Genomic DNA, 19520 nt, shown 5'->3' on the forward strand with positions numbered 1-19520 from the left:
ATCTGAAAATCTGTTCTTGTTGTTTCAGTCGTGAAGGCTCGACGGCACGCCGCTCATCAGGGTCGAGGTCGCGGCGTTGGCCAGAATGCGGTCATTGTTGATCATGATCGGCGACGACAGCACGTCGCGCAGGTGACGGCCCATCGTGAACTCGCCGTCGTTGCGGTAGCCGGACAGGCCGGCGGTGCGCATCGCATGCATCACGGTCTCGACCGCGAGCTCGGAGGCCTGCACCTTCAGAAGGGTGATCGAGGACTGGAAGTCGAGCGAGCTCAGCGCGCGCTCGTCATGCTCGGCGCGGGAGAAGGCGTCGATATTGGCCGATATCAGCGCACGCAGCTTGGCGAGCGACATCTTGGCGGCGGTGAAATGCGCGGCGGCCGGGGGCATCTGCCCGCCCGACGTGCGAGCCGCCTTGCGGATGAAAGCCTGCGCGCGCGTGACCGCGGCGGCAGCGATGCCGGCCCAGGCCGAGGACCAGCACAGATGCGCGAACGGCGTCATGGTCTGCGCGTGGATCTTGTCGTAGGCCTCCGGGAAGACGCGATCGGCGGGGCAGTCGACCTTCAACTCGAAGCCGGTCGAGCAGGTGCCGCGCATGCCCAAGGTTTCCCAGCCCTGCGTCTGCTTCAGCGAGTAGTCGTCCTTGGCGAGCGCCAGCAGTACCTGGTCCGAAGCCGCGGCGCTGGTGGCGCGACGGGCGATGGTGACGAGACCGTCGGCCTGGGCGCCGTAGGAGATCACGGTGGCGTCGCGTACCAGCGACACGGTGTCGCCGGCATGGTCGACCGCGGCCGCGCTGGCGCGGATGTTGCCGCCGTTCTGGCCTTCGGTGGTGGAGGAGGCGAGCAGCCACTGGTCGCGCGCGACCCGGCGCATCATCGTTTCCATCCAGGGAATGCCGTGGCCGTGCCTGACGACGCAGGCGACCTTGGTCTGGTGCATCGCGTAGATCATCGCCGTGGAAGCGCAGGCGCGTCCGAGCGTGTAGCAGATGTCGGTGACGTCGTGGATCGAGGCGCCGAAGCCGCCGAACTCGACCGGGATCATCACGCCGAGCAGCTTCTGCTCGCGTGCGACGTCGAAGGCTTTATGCGGGAAGCGGGCGTCGCGATCGACGCCGTCTGCGTCGGCTGCGGCCGCGGCGGCGGTCCGGGCGGCGCGCTCGATCAGGGAAGGACCCTGCTCGAGAAAACTCGTCTGTGTTTCGTCGACAGTGAGGACCGCTTCACGCACGTTCATACTCGTCCGCCTCCGGTTCGCCGTTCAGGATCGCCGGCATCATTCGCGATGCGCGCAAGCGATCTCCGGCCATCTTTGCTTGTGAGACGAGGCTACGGATTTAATTCAAATTCGTCGATCAAATAGAGGGTAAACGAAGTCCAATTCCAAATGGACAGTTAAAGCCCGGTTTTTCGCACCGCAGGATTTTCCGCGATCGCGTTAGGGATCTGGAAGAGGGCTGAATTCCAGACAATCTGAGTCATCGTTTACTAAGAAACGCGAGTTAATGGTGACGCCCATTGCGGGATCGGCCGTCCCTGCCCATCGTACCCGGCAGTTCGGTCCGACCAAACAAATGGGAATTTACCGATGCAGGCCTTCGATACCGAATTGCGCAATCGCGTCATCAAGCTGGTGAAGGGCATCCTCGCGCAGAACTCGCTGCCCGCTGACGTCACCCCGTCCGCCAAGCTGGTCGACGTCGGCCTGACCTCGATGGACATGGTCAATCTCATGCTCGGCGTCGAAGCCGAGTTCGACTTCACCATCCCGCAGTCCGAGATCACGCCGGAGAATTTCCAGTCGGTCGAGACGCTGGAGCGCATGGTCGCGACGCAGCTGCGGCTGGCAGCGGCGGCGTAGTTTCGGCTGTCGTCCCGGCGGAAGCCGGGACCCATACCGCGTGATTTATCGATCGCGGATGATAGCAGTACTGAACGACCACTCCTCGTCAAATTACTCCCTGTGGTTATGGGTCCCGGCATCCGCCGGGACGACAACGAGTGGGGGGCCGCGCTTCTGCGCCCCTCACAACCCCATCCCCCGTTCCAAATCTGCCCCAAAGCTGGCATAGCTTAACCATGTCGCACGTGGCGGACAGGGTGGAGCAGGCATGGCGCAGGCGGTATTGGGCATCATCGGCGGATCCGGCATCTACGACCTGCCGGGCCTCGAGGGCGCGCACGAAGAGGTGATCAAGAGCCCCTGGGGCGAGCCGTCGGCTCCCTTGCGGCGCGGCTCCATCGCCGGCCTGCCGATCGTGTTCCTGCCGCGGCACGACAAGGGCCACCGGCTGTCGCCTTCCGACATCAACTATCGCGCCAATATCGACGTGTTGAAGCGGGCCGGCGTCACCGACCTGATCTCGCTGTCGGCCTGCGGCTCGTTCAAGGAAGAGCTGCCGCCCGGCACCTTCGTTCTCGTCGATCAGTTCGTCGACCGAACGCACAAGCGCGAGAGCTCGTTCTTTGGCCGTGGCTGCGTCGCGCATGTCTCGATGGCGCATCCGGTCTCGCCGCGCTTGCGCATTCACCTCACCGCGGCCGCCGAAGCCGAAGGCCTCGCGATCGCGCGCGGCGGAACCTATGTCTGCATGGAGGGGCCGCAATTCTCCACCTATGCGGAGAGCATGACATACAAGACATCAGGTTATTCCGTGATCGGCATGACCAACATGCCCGAGGCGAAGCTCGCCCGCGAGGCCGAGATCTGTTACGCCACCGTCGCGATGGTGACCGACTTCGACTGCTGGCATCCCGACCACGACGCCGTCACCGTGCAGGACATCATCCGCGTGCTGACGTCGAACGCCGACAAGGCCAAGGCCCTGGTGGCACGGCTGGCGAAGGATTTCCCGCGCGAGCACGAACCGTGCCCGATCGGCTCGGACCGCGCGCTCGACACCGCGCTGATCACCGCGCCCGAGGCGCGCGATCCCGAGCTTCTGAAAAAGCTCGATGCGGTGGCCGGGCGCATCCTGCGCGGTTGAGACGCAAGAGAGACAAAAAGGCAGAATGCCATGAAGGTCGACGGCAAGCATTTCCGCAGCATCTGGCGCGAGCGCGACGGCTGGTCGGTCGGTGCGATCGACCAGCGCCGGCTGCCGCATGAGTTCGTCATCGCGCGCCTGACCTCGTGCGAGGACGCCGCCGTCGCGATCCGCGACATGCTGGTGCGCGGCGCGCCGCTGATCGGCGCGACTGCGGCCTATGGCATGGCGCTCGCGATGCGCGAGGATTCCTCCGACATCGGTCTGAAGCGCGCCTACGAGACGCTGGTCGTGGCGCGGCCGACGGCGATCAATCTGAAATGGGCGCTGGACGAGATGCGCACGGCGCTCGCGCCGATCGACCCGGTGGAGCGGGCGGAAGCCGCCTATGCGCGCGCCGACGAGATCGTCGAGCAGGACGTCGAGATCAACCGCGGCATCGCCGGCAACGGCCTTGCGTTGATCGAGGCGATCGCGGCGAAGAAGCCGAGCGAGACGGTCAACGTGCTGACCCATTGCAATGCCGGCTGGCTTGCCACCGTCGACTGGGGCACGGCGACGGCGCCGATCTATCTCGCGCATGAACGCGGCATCAAGGTCCATGTCTGGGTCGACGAGACCCGCCCGCGCAACCAGGGCGCCTCGCTCACCGCCTGGGAGCTCGGCCATCACGGCGTGCCGCACACGGTGATTCCCGACAACACCGGCGGACACCTGATGCAGCATGGCATGGTCGATCTCGCCATCGTAGGCACCGACCGCGTCGCCGCCAACGGCGACGTCTGCAACAAGATCGGCACCTATCTCAAGGCGCTCGCCGCTCATGACAACGGCGTGCCGTTCTACGTCGCGCTGCCGTCGCCGACGATCGACTTCGCCGTGAACGACGGCATCCGCGACATTCCGATCGAGCAGCGCAGCGGCGTCGAGGTCACGGACATGACCGGCCGTACCGCGGATGGAAGGCTGGAGACGGTGCGCATCGTGCCGGAGAACTCGCCGGTCGCGAACTATGCCTTCGACGTGACGCCTGCGCGGCTCGTCACCGGCCTGATTACGGAACGTGGCGTGCTGAAACCGGATCGTGCCGCGCTGGCGGCGGCCTTTCCCGAGCGAGTCACTGCTACGGCGAAGTAGGTCTCGTAGGGTGGGCAAAGGCGCGAAGCGCCGTGCCCACCATATGCTAGCGGTGGGCACGCTGCGCTTTGCCCAACCTGCGGCATTTTGCGAACTATGTCAGCTTCAACCCCGTCGCCGCCTCGAGCTCCGCGATCGCCTGCGCGCCGCTGGCCACCTTGATCGTAGTCATGCCCATCTCGCGCGCCGGCTTCAGGTTCACGCCGAGATCGTCGAGATAGACGCACTTCTTCGGATCGACCTTTAGTGTCTCGACCATCAATTGATAGATGCGCGGATCGGGTTTGCGCAGGCCGATCTTGGCGGATTCGATGACGTGGTCGAACAGCACCATCACCTCGGCCACGTAGAGCGAGCGCCCGGTCATGCTGCCGATCGCGTTTGCCGGCAGATTGTTGGTGATGCAGCCGGTCTTGAATTGCGCCTTGATGCGCTTCAGCGCCTCGACCATCTCGGGGCGTAGATCGCCCTGGAGTAATGGCAGCACCTCGCGTCCGCGGACCTCGGCGCCAAGCGCGAGTGATTCCGCCGCGAACAGCTTGTCGAAGGTTTCGATATCGACCTCGGCGCGCTCGAACTTGGCCCAGGCGTTTTCGAGATGGTTGGCGGCGTTGGTGCGCCGGATGATGTCGGCGGGCAGGCCGCGCTCGGTCTCGAACCGCGTGAACGCCTCGAACGGCGAGCTCGTCAGCACGCCGCCAAAATCAAAGATCACCGCCTCGGTCGTCACGATCCTGTCCCCGTCAATTCCTTTCCAAGAGGGCTAGCATGCGCTATCGGCAAGGGCCAGTCCGAAGCAGCCCGTCGTCTCCACCGAGGCCGAAGCGTGTTCCCATGAAGAAGCCTGCAATGCTTATCGCAGCCGCGCTGCTGCTCGCCACCCCCGCTTACGCCATCGTCGGCGGCGGCACGCCGCAGGCTGATGGCGTCGCGCGCGCCGTCGTCACCATCGTCGGTTCTCGCGGCAATTTCTGCACCGGCACGCTGATCGCACCAAAACTGGTGCTGACGGTCGCCCACTGCGTGCAGCCCGGCGCCGACTACAAGATCGTCGATCGCGGCGCCGACGGCGCGCCGCAATTGCTGAACGTCCGCACCGTCGCGATTCATCCAAGCTTCAACATGCAGGCGATGCAGGCGCATCGCGCCACCGCCGACGTGGCGCTGCTGCAACTGGAAATTCCACTGAAGGGAAAATCGACAGTGCCGGTCGGCACGCCGACCATACCGATCCAGGTCGGCAGCCGGTTCGTCATCGCCGGTATCGGCGTCACCGTGCGCGGCGACGGCAAGAGCGGCGGCGCGACGCGTGTTGCCGGTCTCGTCGCCACAGGGCAGCCCGGCACGCTCCAGATCCGGCTGGTCGATCCCGTAACCAACGGAGTTCGTGACGGAATCGGCGCCTGCACCGGCGATTCCGGCGGGCCCGTGTTCGAGGACAAGCCGAACGGCACGATGCTGGTCGGCCTCATCAGCTGGTCCACGGGTCCGAACGGCGCCGCAGGTTGCGGCGGCCTGACCGGTGTCACGCCGCTCACGCTCTATCGCGACTGGATTTTGCAGACCGCGCGGAGCTGGGGTGCGGCGCTGTGATTTGACGGCGACCTGATCTATGTCATTTTGAAGCGGAAGCGCGATGGGTGATCATGCCCGTCGCGGAGGAAACGCGCCGTCCGGTCAAGGACGGCCACAAAAAGCAAGCAAGGCATAGAAGCAACAATGAATGTCGCTGTTCGCAGTCACGCCACCACCAAGCAGGCCTCGGAACATTTCGACGTGCTGATCGTCGGCGCCGGTATCTCCGGCATCGGCAGTGCCTACCACATCAACAAGCAGCTGCCGGGCACGAGCTACGTGATCCTGGAGACGCAGGAGACGTTCGGCGGCACCTGGTCCACGCACCGGTATCCCGGCATTCGCTCCGACAGCGACCTGCACACCTTCGGCTACAGCTTCAAGCCGTGGGTCGGGCCGCCCATCGCGACCGCGGAAGAGATCCTCTCCTATATGAAGGAGGTGATCGACGACAACGATATCGCCCGGCACATCCGTTACAAGCACCAGATCAATTCGGCGAGCTGGTCGAGCGAGCAGAACCTCTGGACCGTCGAGGCGACGACGACCGACACCGGCGAAGCAAAAACCTTCACTGCGAACTTCCTCTGGATGTGCCAGGGCTATTACCGCCATTCGGAAGGCTACACGCCGGAGTGGAAGGGCACCGATCGCTTCAAGGGCCGCATCGTCCATCCGCAGACCTGGCCGGATGACATCGATCTCACGAACAAGAAGGTCGTCGTGATCGGCTCGGGCGCGACCGCGGCGACGCTGGTGCCGAACATCGCCGACAAATGCGCGCACGTCACCATGCTGCAGCGCTCGCCGACCTATTTCCGGCTCGGCCGCAACGCCATCGAGATTGCTGAAGAGCTCCGCCGGCTCCAGGTCGATGATGCCTGGATCCACGAGATCGTGCGGCGAAAGATCCTGTTCGAGCAGGATGCGTTCACAAAACTCTGCCTGTCCAATCCGGAAGGGGTGAAGAAGGAGCTGATCGGCCAGATCAGCGCGGTGCTCGGTCCGGACTACGACGTCGAGAAGCACTTCACGCCCAGCTATCGTCCGTGGCGCCAGCGCATCGCCTTCGTGCCCGATGCCGATCTGTTCAAGGGCATCGCCAGCGGCAAGGCCTCCGTCGTCACCGACGAGATCGAATGCTTCGTCGAGAACGGCATCCAGCTCAAATCGGGCCATGTGCTGGAAGCCGATGTCATCGTCACCGCGACCGGCTTCAATCTCGCCGCGCTCGGCGACATCGCGTTCGAGATCGACGGCAAGCCGCTCGCTTTCGGCGACACCGTCACCTATCGCGGCATGATGTTCACGGGCGTGCCGAACATGGTCTGGGTGTTCGGCTATTTCCGCGCCAGCTGGACGCTGCGCGTCGATCTCGTCGCCGATTTCGTCTGCCGGCTGCTCGGCCACATGAAGGCGAAGGGCAAGAAGAAGGTCGAGGTGAGCTTGCGCTCCGAAGACCACAACATGCCGATCCTACCCTGGATCGATCCGGAAAACTTCAATCCGGGCTACATCATGCGCGACATGAACCTGCTGCCCAAGCGCGGCGACAAGCCGGAATGGCAGCACAGCCAGGACTACTGGACCGAGAAGGACGAGATCCCGAAGACGGACCTGGACGACAAGGCATTCGTCTACGGCTGAAGGAAGTATTGTGTAGGGCGGCAGCGACCGCCCTACGCACGACCGTCGTCATGGCGAGAGCCATGACGCATTATTTCAGGAAAAAGTTGCAACGAATGCCGCCGCAAAACGTGGCCCGGTTGCAACATGGCCGTCGGATTCTGCCTCGGTTGTGCGCCAAACGGACGCATTTCGGTAGCGCCGTAGTTTTACGGAACCTCGTCATGACCTAAGTTCCCGGCGAAATTGCTGGGAATTGGGGGTGCGAGGTGCAGGGCGTGGGGCCATGGTGGCGGCAGGATCGATTGCGCCGATCCGTTGCTGCGTCGCTTGCAGGCGTATCGGCCGTCTTCGTCGGCTTCTGCCTTTGCACGACACCGGCCAACGCGCTCTGCGCGCCCGATCCCGCCACCAGCGGCCAGACCGTCACCTGCAGCGGCACTGACACGGACGGCTTTCAGGCCGGGGTCGGCGTCGACAGCCTCAATGTCAACGTGCTCTCCGGCGCGATCGTGAACGATAACGGGGCGGTCTCGATCGGCGTCAACGATTCCAGCACGGTCACCAACAACGGCACGCTCTCCGCCGGCTCGGGCCTGACCGGCATCGGCGCCGGAAATTTCAACACCGTGACGAACAACGGCATCATCACCGTGATCGACAGCGGCCTCGGCATCCAGGTGATCGACCACAACACGGTCGCCAATGCCGGAACGATCACGACCGGCGATAACGGTGCCGCGATTTGGGTCAACGACAACAACACGGTCACCAACAGCGGTGCGCTGTCCGTCGGCGCGGGAGGCGCGGGTGTCTTCTCGAACCAGAACAACACGATCACCAATACTGCGACGGGTACGATCATTGGAGGCGACGATGCACGCGGCATTTTTGCGGTAGGCGGCGCGACCGTGATCAATGCCGGCACCATCACGGTCGGCGATTCCACCGGCTTCTCCGGCGGCATTCTCGCAGTCGGCAACAACAACACGGTCACCAACACGGCCACCGGCAGGATTACGGTCGGACAGAATGCAGCCGGCATCTTCATGGCTGGCGACGCCCAGACCGCGAGCAATTTCGGCACCATCACGGCCGGCGATCTTGGCGTCGGCATTGCCGTGCAGGGCGACGATGCCAAGGTGACCAACGGCGGCACGATCACCGCGGGTGACAGCGGATCGGCGGGCATCTCGGTGCAGGGCGACCGGGCGGTGATCAGCCAGAGCGGCACGATCAATGTCGGCGTGGGCGGCGCCGGCATCGCCTATAACGGATCGTCCGCCACGATCACCAACAGTGGACGGATCACCGGCGGCGATTTTGCCGAAGGCATCCTGGCGTTCGGCGATTCCAACGTCGTCACCAACAGCGGCACGATCACCGTCGGCACTGCCGGCGTCGGCATCGACGTGAGTAACTTCAGCACCACCAATCAGGTGGTCAACACCGGCACCATCACCGTCGGGGCCGGCGGTATCGGCATCACCGTGAGCGGCGGCGGCAGCGTCTTCAATTCCGGCACCATCAACGCCGCGACCGGCCTCGCCGCGATCGAGTTCTGCAGCTGCGGCCCGAACACGCTCACGCTCGGTCCGGGCAGCGTCATCAACGGCGCCGTGCTCGGCGCCGGCACCGACACGTTCCAGCTCGGCGGTGTCGGCAAGGACACGTTCAATCTCGACCTGATCGGCACCGCCCTCCAGTACGACGGCTTCTCGACCTTCAACAAGGTCGACAGCTCGACCTGGACCGTGACCGGCACCGGCAATCAGGACTGGAACGTGCTCGGCGGCACGCTGCTGCTCGCCGGCACCATCAACGGCACGGTGACCATCGCGAGCGGCGGCACGTTCGGCGGCGTCGGTACGGTCGGCACAACCACCGTCAATGGCGGTACGCTGGCGCCGGGCAATCCGACCGGCACGCTCACCGTATCGGGCGATCTCACCTTCACGTCCGCATCGAGCTACATGGTGCAGGTTTCGGGCGCCAGCAACGGCCTCGCGGTCGTGACGGGTACGGCGACGCTCGGCGGCGCGACGGTCGTGGTCGTGCCGACCGGCTCGATCGCGAAGCATTACACCATCCTGACGGCGACGACGCTCCCCGACACGTTCAATCCGGTCGTGGCCGGGCTCTCGCCGAACCTGAAAGCGGTCCTGAGCTACGATCCGGGCAACGTCTTCCTCGATCTGTCGCTGAGCTACGGCACCGGCCTCAACGTCAACCAGCAGAACGTCGCCAACGTCTTGACCAATCACTTCAACAGCACCGGCAGCCTGCCGGTGGCGCTCGCCAATCTCTCGCCGGCCGGTCTCACGCAGGCCTCCGGCGAATCCGGCACGGGATCGCAGCAGACGACCTTCAACGCGATGAACCTGTTCATGAGCCTATTGACCGACGTGTTCGGTTCGGGTCGCAGCGGTGCGCCCGGGGCGACGCCGCTGGCCGACGAGGCGGATGCCTATGCGTCGACCGGCAAGCGTGCACGTGACGGAAGCGCGCGCGACGCGTTCGCCTCGATCTACCGCAAGGCGCCGGCGGCGACATTCGATCAGCGCTGGGATGTGTGGGCGGCCGGCTATGGTGGCTCGCAGACCACGGACGGCAACACGGCCCTCGGTTCCAACGCCAGCAGCAGCAGCGTCTACGGCACGGCCGTCGGCCTCGACTATCGCTTCTCGCCGTCGACGATCGCCGGTTTTGCGCTGGCCGGCGGCGGCACCGGCTTCAACGTCAACGGGCTCGGCTGGGGCCGTTCCGACCTGTTCCAGGCCGGCGCCTTCGTGCGTCACAACGCCGGACCGGCCTACATCACGGCCGCATTGGCCTATGGCTGGCAGGACGTCACCACCAATCGCATCGTCACCGCTGCCGGGACTGATCAGCTTCGCGCGCAATTCAACGCCAATGCGTTCTCGGGCCGCGTCGAGGGCGGCTATCGCTATGCGACACAGTGGATTGGCCTGACGCCCTATGCCGCCGCCCAGGCCACCATGTTCAGCCTTCCGAACTATTCGGAGTTCGCGGTGGTCGGCAACAATACCTTTGCGCTCAACTATGCCGCCAAGGACGTGACCAGCACCCGCACCGAGCTCGGCCTGCGTGCGGACAGGTCGTTTGCAGCGGCGGGCGGCGTGATGACGCTGCGCGGACGTCTTGCCTGGGCGCATGACTTCAATCCGGATCGCACCGTCGGCGCGGTGTTCCAGACGCTGCCGGGTTCGGCCTTCGTCGTGAACGGCGCCGCCCAGGCGCGCGATTCCGCACTGACCACGGCGTCGGTGCAGATGAACTGGATGAACGGCTGGTCCGCGTCGGCGACCTTCGAGGGCGAGTTCTCGAACGTCACGCGCTCCTACGCCGGCAAGGGCGTCCTCCGCTACGCGTGGTGAGGTGAGGGCATAGAGGTCGTCGTCATGCCCGGGCTTGTCCCGGGCATCCACGTTCTTTGTCCCGCGAGGCCAGACGTGGATGGCCGGGACGAGCCCGGCCATGACGCTGTGGAAGCTTCAACGCCTTTTCCTCCAGGGCGCCCCAGGAAAGCTACCGCTTCTTCTGCTCGGGCTGGCGAGGTGGCCGCGGCGGCAGGGGCGTGCCGGCCATCTTGTTCGCGGTCTCGCTGACGTCGAGCAGCGAGCGGCGGATCTCCTCGAGATAGGTCGCCGATTTCTTCTTCATGGTGTCGGCGAGCTCGTGCAGGTCCTGCACCTTCTCGAACAGTTCGTCGGCCTTGCCGTTGACGAAGCCGGGCACCACGCTTTCGATCTTGGTGACGGCCTTGTCGAATCCCGCGAAGGCGCTGTCGACCTTGGCCATCACGGAATCGATCTCGCCGCCCTTGCTCCTGAGATCGGCGGTGTAGGTCTCGAACGTGCGCAGACCCTCCTTGATGGCCGGCGCGTTGCTGACGATGGTGCGGTCGACGCTGTGCAGGGTGTCGACGATGGATTCGGCGTCGCTGAGATCGGCGGTCAGCACGGGGATGCCGTCCACATCCAGCGGCACCGGCGGCGCCGAGGGCGCGCCACCGATCAGCGAGATCGCGGCGACGCCGGTGAGCCCCTGGAACTCGATGCCCGCGACGGTGTCCTTGCGGATCGGCGCGGCGTTGTCGAGCATGACCAAGGCCACGATGCGGCGCGGATTGTCGAGCTTGATCGACAGGATCTGGCCCGCAGGCACGCCGTCGAAATTGACCGGCCCGCCGCGGCGCAGGCCGCTCGCGGAGCCGCCCTCGAACACCACGCGCAACTGGCTGCGGCTCTGGATGGTGCGCCATTTCTGCACGCCGAGCAGGCCGCCGAACGCGACGGCGATCACCGCCAGCGTCGCCGTACCGATCACAAGATTGCTCGCGCGTGCCATGAGGCTGAGTCTACGGCCAAAGCGGGCAGGTGGGAAGAAGCCCGGATGGCCGAGATTCTAGGTAGGGCGGGTTAGCGAAGCGTAACCCGCCAACGCCTACCCCCGGATAGGTGGAATTGGTGGATTACGCTGCGCTAATCCGCCCCACAGTCTTCTCAATGCCCCGCCGCGCGTTTTGCCGCGGCATTGTTCAGCACGATCAGCGCATCGACGGCCACGCCCGTTTTGGGGTTGATCAGGAACGGATTGATGTCGACCGAAGCGATGCGGTCGCCGGCATCCGCGATCAGGTTGGACAGGCCGACCAGCGCCTTCACCGCGGAGGCCTCGTGCAAGGCCGGCTTGCCGCGATAGCCGCGCATCTTGATGCCGGCCTTGGTGCGGCCGATCAGGAGCCGCGCCTCGGCCTCGTCCAGCGGCGCGCCGGCGAGCGCGACGTCCTTCATCAGCTCGATGTCGATGCCCCCCGTGCCGAACAGCACGACCGGACCCATCTCGGCATCGAGCGAGGCGCCGACCACCAGCTCGAGATCGGCCTTGACCTGCTGCGCGATCAGGATGCCGTCCAGCTTCGGCTTGCCCTTCAGCCTCGCCACCCGCGCGGAAATGTCGGTGAACGCCTTCTTCACCTCGGCTGCGCTGTTGAGGTTCAGCACCACGCCGCCAATGTCGGACTTGTGCAGGATCTCGGCGCTGACCACTTTCGCCACGACCGGGAAGCCGATCTGCTTGGCGATCTTCGCAGCCTCCGCCGCGGTCTGCGCGATCGCCTCCCTGGAGATCGGGATGCCATAGGCCTTCAGCAGCTTCTTCGAGGCGACCTCGTCGAGCGCGGCGCCGTTAGCCGATTTCAGCGCCTTCTCCAGCACGGCGCGTGCGGCGGGCTTCGATGAGGAGACGATGTCGGGCACTTCCTTGCGCAGCTTCGCATAGGCGAGCAGCGACTTGATCGCGGTGACCGCCCGGTCCATGCCCTGCATCACCGCGAGATGGGGGAGTGATTGGCGCAAGCCCTTGGTGAAGTCGGTGAAGCCGATCGACATCGCGCTGATATAGATCACGGGCTTGCCGGCCCCGCTCGCCATGTCGTTGACGATACGCAAGTTCCGCTCGCGCAGCTCGTGCGGCGTCTTGGGCAGCTCGGCATCGATGATCACGATGTCGATATCGGGATCGTCGATCATCAGCTTGATCGACTTCATGTAGACGGAGGGATCGACCACCGCGGCAAAGCCGGCGTCGAGCGGATTGCCGACGATCGAGCCCGGCCCGAGCATTTTTGCGAGCTCCGAGCCGACATGCGGGCTCAGCGGCGCGAAACTCAGGCCTTCGGCATAGAAGGCGTCGAGCAGCATGCCGCGCTTGCCGCCTGAGAGTGTCACGGCTGCGAGCCGGTCGCCCTTCGGCACGGCTGAGTGGACGAAGCATTCGGTGGTCTCGATCAGCTCGTCGAGCCCGCCGACCCGGATCACGCCCTCGCGCGTTGCGATGGCGTCGAAAGTCTCGATCGAGCCAGCCAGCGCGCCGGTGTGTGCCATCGCCGCGGCGCGGCCGCCCTCGGACGCCCCGAGCTTGAGCGCGATCACCGGCTTGCTGGCGGCGCGCGCCGCCTTGCAGGCATCGCGGAACGCCTTGGTGTTACGCACGCCTTCGAGGTAGACGACGATCACCCTGACGCTTGGATCTTCTGCGAAATAGCGCATCAAATCCGGCGTCTCGAGCCCGGCTTCGTTGCCTGTGGTCACCATGTAGCCGACCCCGACGCCGCGATCCTCCAGCGCCTGGCGGATCGCCATGACGATGGCGCCGGATTGACCGGCGATCGCCACCGCGCCCTGTTCCATGGTGACGATGCGGTCGTCGATATTGGTGAAAAGCTTCTCGCCGGCGCTCAGATTGCCGAGGCAGTTCGGCCCGGTGACGGCGAGGCCCGTCTCGCGTATCGCCGCCTGCAATTCGGCGGCGAGCCTCTGGCTCTCGTCATCCTGCAGCTCGCTGAAGCCGGAGGTGACGATGGTGGCCGAGCGCGCGCCGGCGGCAGCCGCATCGCGGATCACCTGCACGGCGAAGCGTGCCGGCACCAGCACCAGCACGTGATCCGGCTTTTCCGGCAGGCTCGCGAAATCCTTGTAGCAGGTGACGCCCCAGATGCTCTCGCGTTTGGCGTTGATCGGATAGAGCCCGCCCTCGAAACCGTATTTGACCAGATTGTTCCAGATGCGCTCGGCATAATTGCCGGGCTTGTCGGTCGCGCCCACCAGCACGATGTTGTGCGGGTGCAGCATGGCATGGATGCGCTTGACGATGTCGCTGGCGCCCGGCGGCGGAGACCATGGACGAGACGCGGACGCAGCAGACACATGGGCTTCCATGGCGTGACCTCACCTGTTGTTCTTATTGGTGGCGCGTCACTCTGTTCTATGGGGAGTTCTTCGGAGTGGCAACCATGCGAGTTGGCATGCCGTGTGGTGGAATGAGCAACGCTTCGGTGCGTCTCGCTGGATCGCGGGCGATCTATCTGCCGGCTTCGATCAATGTTGCGTGCAGGATGTAGCGCTCGGGGCCGGAACTGACGGCGTCGAATGGCCAGCAGGTCGCGAGAACGAGCTCGAAACCCTGCGCCGTGGCATCGATGCCCGATGCATCGAAACGGACCACGGCCGACGAATCGGCGCGATAACGAAAATGTTGACCGTCGCTGCGTGTGACGTCGATGACGTCGCCGATGGCAACGTTGCGCAGGAAGCGGAAATGCGTGTCGCGATGGGCGGCATAGACGGCAATCCCGCGTTCGCCCGCCTCCGGCGTGTGGTCGACATGGCCGGGTCCGAAAGCCAGCGCCTGTCCGCTCGCGCCTTCCAGCACGATGGCGCTGGCGCCGATCCGCTTGACCTCGATCCGCGCCACCGGCCAGGTGTCGGCCCATGACCATGGCTTCACCGCCTGTCCCGTCGCCATGCTGCGGTCGAACGCCCGCTCCAGCAGCGCCTGCGCGAGCCAGGCCTTGGCGTGGATGTAGGCGCCGTCGCCGAACAGGATGAGGCCGATCAGGGCCAATACCAGGGGAGAGATGAAGCGGGGCATTGTGTCAATTCCTGTCATTGCGAGGAGCCCTTGCGACGAAGCAATCCAGACTGTCTCAGCGGGTGCATTTCTGGATTGCTTCGCTTCGCTCGCAATGACGAATTCGGTTGAGACGGCGTGTTCCCAAAAAAAGGCGCGCGCGGCCGTTGGAAGGGACGGGCAGCCGCGCGCGCTAACAGAGGAGTTCGGGGGGCTCCTCTCTCAAGCGGCGACGGTGAGCAAGGGCCGACGCCGGTTGAACACGAACAGGACCAGGGCGAGCACGATCAGGACGAGGCCTGCGATCATCTTCAGCTCGGCCGAGGTTGCGGTCTTGGGCAGGCGGACTGCGTCTTGTGCGGCGGGGGTCGGCCGTCGCGCCGCCGGCAGATTGCGTGCATCGGCATGACGTTCGCGCAGCTGCGTCGGCGTCAGATGCGGCCGTTCGCCGAACACCTTCTCGAAATCCCATCCAGCCGGCAGATTGATCGGCAGGTCGCTGAGCCTGAGCGGCTCGCCTTCGGGCCGGCTCGGCGTCTTGTCGACGGCGACGAGGCTGGTGAGCCGCGTGACGATCTGGTGGTCGAGCGCCAGCGCCAGGATCGCCTTGTCGGAGTCGTCGGGCGTCATCTCGCGCAGCGTGCGCGCCACCTCGGCATCGCCGATCTTGCGCCTCGCCCAGAGTTTCGACAGCCCCTTGCCTTCGGCGGCGCTTTGCAGCGGCAGCGTCACCGACCACGGGCGGTCGCCGACGCGGCCCTTGATCTCGAGCGAGCCCGCGAGCTTGTCGAGCTTGGCCGCCAGCACCAGCGGCTCGTCGCGATAGACGTCCGGAATGATCGCTGGGGTGATGTCGGCCTTGGCGTCGGAAAATTTTGCGCTGAGGCCGGTCACGGCAGGGTTTTCCAGCTTGGCGAACAGGCCGCGCATACGCTCCTCGACCTGCTCGACGGAGCCGATATGGGTGAAGGCGCCGCGGCCGAGCTCGGCGGCGCGCGTCATCAGATAGGTGTTGGGCGCAGAGCCGATGCCGACCATGAAGACGCGCGAGCGGCCGCGCATCGCCGTGATGGTTTCGAACAATTGCTGCTCGTTGCCGATCGCGCCGTCGGTCAGGAACACGACCTGGCGAACCATGTTGGTGTCAGCGAGCTTGTCGGTCAGCGCGGCGCGCATTGCCGGCACCATCTCGGTGCCGCCGCGCGCCTGCAGTCCATTGACGAAACCGAGTGCTTCGCCGAGATGCGCGGGGTCGGCCGGCACGGAGGTTGAGAACAGCACGTCCATGGTGTCGTCGAAGCGAATGACGTTGAAGCGGTCATTGGGCTGCAGGCGGCCGAGCGCATAGAGCAGGCTCGCCTTGGCTTGCACGATGGACGTGCCGCCCATCGAGCCGGAATTGTCGATCACGAACACGACCTCGCGCGGCAGCGGCTTCTGCGTCGCCTGCTCGGCGCTGGGCGGGGTGACGAAGGCGAGCAGATAATCGGCATCGCCGACATGCTCGCGGAACAGGCCGACCGACGGCGCCTTCTCGGCGGCCGGCTTCCAGGTCAGTTCGAAATCGCGGTCGGCGGGGACAGAGCCGTCAGCGAGCGTGACGACACGCGTCGTGTTGTCAGGGCTCTCGATCTTGACGTTGTGGTGGTGGCTCTTGACTTCGCCGAGCGCAAAGCCGGCCTTCAGGCGCACCGTAATGCTGGTCGGATTGACCGGCGCAGTCCTGGCGGGATCCAGCACGGGCGGCGAGATGCGGTCGCGATCCGGCACGGGATCCGAATTCGTTGCGCCCCAACCGGAGCCGTCCTTGCGGAAGTCGACGCTCTGCACGATCGGCGCCGGATTGTAGCGCGGGGCGACCACCAGCGGCAGGCGCAGCGAATATTCATTGCCGGACTGGTGGGCCGGCTCCTGATATTCGATCTGCACCAGCACGGTCTCGCCGGGACCGATATTGGCAACCGAATTGGTGAAGATGTTGGGCCGCTCCTGCTCGGTGAGTGCGGCCTTCTGGCCGGCGCTGCGCGCCTGCTCGTAGATCACGCGGGCCTGCTGCCGCTCCTTGATGTCGCCGACGATGACGCGGTCGCCGACCACCATCTTCAGCGTGTCGACGGCGCCGTTGGTCGCGAGCGGGTAGACATAGGTGGCTTCGACCCAGTCCTTGGTCGGGTTGCGGAACACCTGCGTGACGCGGGCGCGCAGCGTCGGACCGGAGACCGTGATGTCGATGTCGGTCCCGAGGCGGATCGCCTCGGTGGTGGCGCCGTCCTCCTTCAGCAGGAGGCTGCCCGACCGTGCCTCGCCGGGCTGGAGCAGTCCGGCCTGCTCGGTCGTTGCCGACCAGCCGGTCCCGAAGCTCACCAGAAGGGCCACGAAGGCGACCAGCAGCACCGCGATGCCCTGTGCGAGGAGAAACAATCCGACCTTGATCAGCCCCCTGAGCAGAGGGTGTTCGTCGCTGTCGGTGGTGTCGTAGCTGCTCATTTGGTCTGCTCCCGGAGCATGTTTGCTGGTCCTCAGCATCCGTCGGGAGGGCCGGATTTCGCGAGCAGAATGATCGGCAATGTTCCGCCGCCGCCGGCCGGACGGGCCCGCCGCCGGGGCGGCGATGTGCGGTTTTGTGCTGCTTTGTCCGTCCTGCTAGAATGGTGCTCCCAGGCAGGGTTGACGATGCAGATGCAGGCCGACAAGCAGCTTTCGGACGAGCAGAGCCGCGAGATCGCGGAGACCATTCGCGAGGAGCTGGCCAGGCGCCGGATCTCCCGGCAGGCGCTGGCCGAGCAGGCCAAGCTCAGCCTGTCGACCCTGGAGAAAGTGCTCGGCGGCCGCCGGCCGTTCACCCTGGCGACCACGGTCCGGCTCGAGCAGGCGCTGGGCGTGTCCTTGCGCAAAAGTCCCGCCGTTGTGGCGGCGCCGACGGCCGCAAACGACGTCGCGCCCGACAGTCTCGGCTCCTATGCGCATCGCGCGGTGACCTGGCTCGAGGACATCTACATCACCCTGCGCCCGTCCTTCGGCGACAAGGACGCGATCTTCGCCTACCGCACCGAGATCGTCTGGGAGCCGAAGGTCTCATCGCTGGTCTTCCGCGAGGGCGAGCGGACGGATACCGCCTATGAGCACACCGGCGAGGTCGCCGTCCCCCACCAGTCCGGCTTCATCTATCTCGTCATCATCAAGCACGGTCAGCATCGCGTGATCACGGTGTCGCGGCCGACCGTTGCCGGCGAGATGTACGGCATCATCTCGACGCTTCGCGCCGGGCCCGGCTCGCAGCTGACGCCGATCGCCGCGCCGATCGCCTATGTGCCGCTGAAGAACATTCCGAAGCCGTCGCTGGGACGAGTCGCGCCCGACGACGCCAATTACGCCCTGTACCGGAAGCATCTGCGCCGTACGGTGGAAGAACCGTTCGCACTCTTTCTGCCGGCATAGCTTCATCTTGAAGGACATGGATGAAAAGATGGCGGCCTCGCGGCCGCCATCTTCCGTGCATGGACCGTCCGCCGCGCGCTAGCCGCTCGGCTCGGCGCTGATGATGTCGCCGAACAGCTCCCACTGGCCCTTCTTGAAGCGCCACATCTTGAGCTGCTCGATCGGCGCGAAGTCGGTGGCCGAGGTGTTGATCGTGATCCCCGGGATCAGCGTGTCCGGCACGAAGTTCTTCAGGCTGGCGGCCTGCTTCATCACGTTCTCACGCGTGAGATTGTCGCCCGACTGCTTCAGCACCTGAACCATCGTCTGGGCTGCGGCATAGCCGTAGACGAGATTCGCGTCCGAGATGTTTGCGCCGGGCATGTACTTGTCGATGAAGGCCATGAACTTCTTCATGCCCTCGTCGTCCTTCCACTGCGGGTCCGACGCGTCCTTCAAATAGCCGGCAGACAGCACGCCTTCGGAGGCTTCGAGGCCGGCGGGCTTCATCACGGCGCCGATCGACACCGAGACATCAGTCATCAGGTGCATCGGCTTCCATTCCAGCTCGGCGATCTTCTTGATGGCCTGCGCCGCGAATTTCGGGGTCGCGATGTTGACGAAGACATCGGCTCCTGTGCCCTTGAGCTTGACGATATGGGCGTCGATCGACGGCTCCGACGTCTCGTAGCTCTCTTCGGCGACGATCAGTTTCGACGCCTTGTCGCCGAACACGTCCTTGATGCCCGCGACGTAGTCCTTGCCGAAATCGTCGTTGGCATAGAAGATCGCGACCTTCGCGTCCGGCTTCTCCTTCAGGATATACTTGGCGAAGATCCGCGCCTCGACGCGGTAGCTCGGCTGGAAGCCCATGGTCCACGGAAAGTTCTGCGGGTCGTTCCACTTGCTGGCGCCGGTCGCGAGGAAGAGCTGCGGCACCTTCTTCGAATTGTGATATTTCTGCACGGCGGTCTGGGTCGGCGTGCCCAGCGCGTTGAACACCAGGAAGACCTCGTCGCTCTCGATCAGCTTGCGGACCTGCTCCACGGTCTTCGGCGGCGAATAGCCGTCGTCGTAGGAGATCCAGTTGATCTTGCGGCCGTTGATGCCGCCCTGGTCGTTGATCATCTTGAAATAGGCTTCCTCGGTCTTGCCGATCACGCCATAGGCGGAGGCCGGACCCGAATAGGCCTCGACATTGCCGATCTTGATCTCGGTGTCGGTGACACCGGTGTCGTATTTCTTCTGCGCCTGGGCGCCCTGGGCCGAGAGCAATGTCAGGGCCGCCGCCGCGGCGAGCAGGGAGAGTTTCTTGTTCTTCATGGAAATTCCTTGGGTT

14 protein-coding genes are annotated in these 19520 nt (G+C 65.0%); 7 read left to right on the plus strand and 7 right to left on the minus strand.

What is annotated here, in order from left to right; all coding sequences use genetic code 11:
• Nucleotides 1–24: 24 nt before the first annotated feature.
• On the minus strand, nt 25–1242 hold the full coding sequence (locus JQ617_RS37485; RefSeq protein WP_212030726.1) for an acyl-CoA dehydrogenase family protein: 1218 nt from the start codon (nt 1240–1242) through the stop codon (nt 25–27).
• A 351-nt stretch (nt 1243–1593) separates the two neighbouring features.
• Here JQ617_RS37485 and JQ617_RS37490 point away from each other — a divergent pair, with 351 nt between their 5' ends.
• The 3 genes from JQ617_RS37490 (at nt 1594) to mtnA (ending at nt 4129) form a co-directional block, all read left to right on the plus strand.
• A complete protein-coding gene (locus JQ617_RS37490) occupies nt 1594–1866 on the plus strand; it encodes a phosphopantetheine-binding protein (protein ID WP_212030727.1) in 273 nt (90 codons plus the stop codon).
• A 250-nt stretch (nt 1867–2116) separates the two neighbouring features.
• Nucleotides 2117–2992, plus strand: coding sequence for an S-methyl-5'-thioadenosine phosphorylase (locus tag JQ617_RS37495; RefSeq protein ID WP_212030728.1), 876 nt, complete (start codon nt 2117–2119; stop codon nt 2990–2992).
• Nucleotides 2993–3022: 30 nt separating this feature from the next.
• Complete coding sequence (mtnA, locus tag JQ617_RS37500; RefSeq protein WP_212030729.1) at nt 3023–4129, plus strand: S-methyl-5-thioribose-1-phosphate isomerase; 1107 nt, start codon at nt 3023–3025, stop codon at nt 4127–4129.
• Nucleotides 4130–4223: 94 nt separating this feature from the next.
• On the opposite strand, the gene JQ617_RS37505 is transcribed toward mtnA, so the two are convergent.
• Entirely contained in the window at nt 4224–4859 is a 636-nt protein-coding gene (locus JQ617_RS37505) for an HAD-IA family hydrolase (RefSeq protein WP_212030730.1), read from the minus strand.
• Nucleotides 4860–4963: 104 nt separating this feature from the next.
• On the opposite strand from JQ617_RS37505, the gene JQ617_RS37510 reads away from it, so the two are divergent.
• The 3 genes from JQ617_RS37510 (at nt 4964) to JQ617_RS37520 (ending at nt 10728) form a co-directional block, all read left to right on the plus strand.
• Nucleotides 4964–5722: a S1 family peptidase gene (locus JQ617_RS37510; RefSeq protein WP_212030731.1), complete on the plus strand. Its 759-nt coding sequence runs from the start codon at nt 4964–4966 to the stop codon at nt 5720–5722.
• A 126-nt stretch (nt 5723–5848) separates the two neighbouring features.
• Complete coding sequence (locus JQ617_RS37515) at nt 5849–7351, plus strand: flavin-containing monooxygenase (RefSeq protein ID WP_212030732.1); 1503 nt, start codon at nt 5849–5851, stop codon at nt 7349–7351.
• Between the two features lie 284 nt (nt 7352–7635).
• Entirely contained in the window at nt 7636–10728 is a 3093-nt protein-coding gene (locus tag JQ617_RS37520) for an autotransporter outer membrane beta-barrel domain-containing protein (protein ID WP_249157834.1), read from the plus strand.
• 151 nt (nt 10729–10879) lie between these two features.
• Here the strand turns inward: JQ617_RS37520 and JQ617_RS37525 are convergent, their stop codons facing one another.
• The 4 genes from JQ617_RS37525 to JQ617_RS37540 all read right to left on the minus strand — a co-directional run bounded on the left by JQ617_RS37525 (nt 10880) and on the right by JQ617_RS37540 (nt 17251).
• Entirely contained in the window at nt 10880–11701 is an 822-nt protein-coding gene (locus tag JQ617_RS37525) for an MlaD family protein (RefSeq protein ID WP_212030734.1), read from the minus strand.
• A 155-nt stretch (nt 11702–11856) separates the two neighbouring features.
• Complete coding sequence (locus tag JQ617_RS37530; RefSeq protein ID WP_212030735.1) at nt 11857–14073, minus strand: acetate--CoA ligase family protein; 2217 nt, start codon at nt 14071–14073, stop codon at nt 11857–11859.
• A gap of 142 nt (nt 14074–14215) precedes the next feature.
• Nucleotides 14216–14785 (minus strand): class GN sortase, encoded by a 570-nt coding sequence (locus JQ617_RS37535; RefSeq protein ID WP_212030736.1) that lies wholly within the window; start codon nt 14783–14785, stop codon nt 14216–14218.
• Nucleotides 14786–14986: 201 nt separating this feature from the next.
• Nucleotides 14987–17251 (minus strand): marine proteobacterial sortase target protein, encoded by a 2265-nt coding sequence (locus tag JQ617_RS37540; protein ID WP_212030737.1) that lies wholly within the window; start codon nt 17249–17251, stop codon nt 14987–14989.
• Between the two features lie 186 nt (nt 17252–17437).
• Here JQ617_RS37540 and JQ617_RS37545 point away from each other — a divergent pair, with 186 nt between their 5' ends.
• Nucleotides 17438–18202 carry a helix-turn-helix transcriptional regulator gene (locus JQ617_RS37545; RefSeq protein WP_212030738.1) on the plus strand — a complete coding sequence of 255 codons (765 nt, stop codon included), beginning with the start codon at nt 17438–17440 and terminating at the stop codon, nt 18200–18202.
• Between the two features lie 78 nt (nt 18203–18280).
• On the opposite strand, the gene JQ617_RS37550 is transcribed toward JQ617_RS37545, so the two are convergent.
• On the minus strand, nt 18281–19504 hold the full coding sequence (locus JQ617_RS37550; protein ID WP_063686200.1) for an ABC transporter substrate-binding protein: 1224 nt from the start codon (nt 19502–19504) through the stop codon (nt 18281–18283).
• Between the last annotated feature and the right edge of the window lie 16 nt (nt 19505–19520).

Source organism: Bradyrhizobium sp. KB893862 SZCCT0404 (assembly GCF_018130885.1).
GTDB classification, from domain to species: domain Bacteria; phylum Pseudomonadota; class Alphaproteobacteria; order Rhizobiales; family Xanthobacteraceae; genus Bradyrhizobium; species Bradyrhizobium stylosanthis.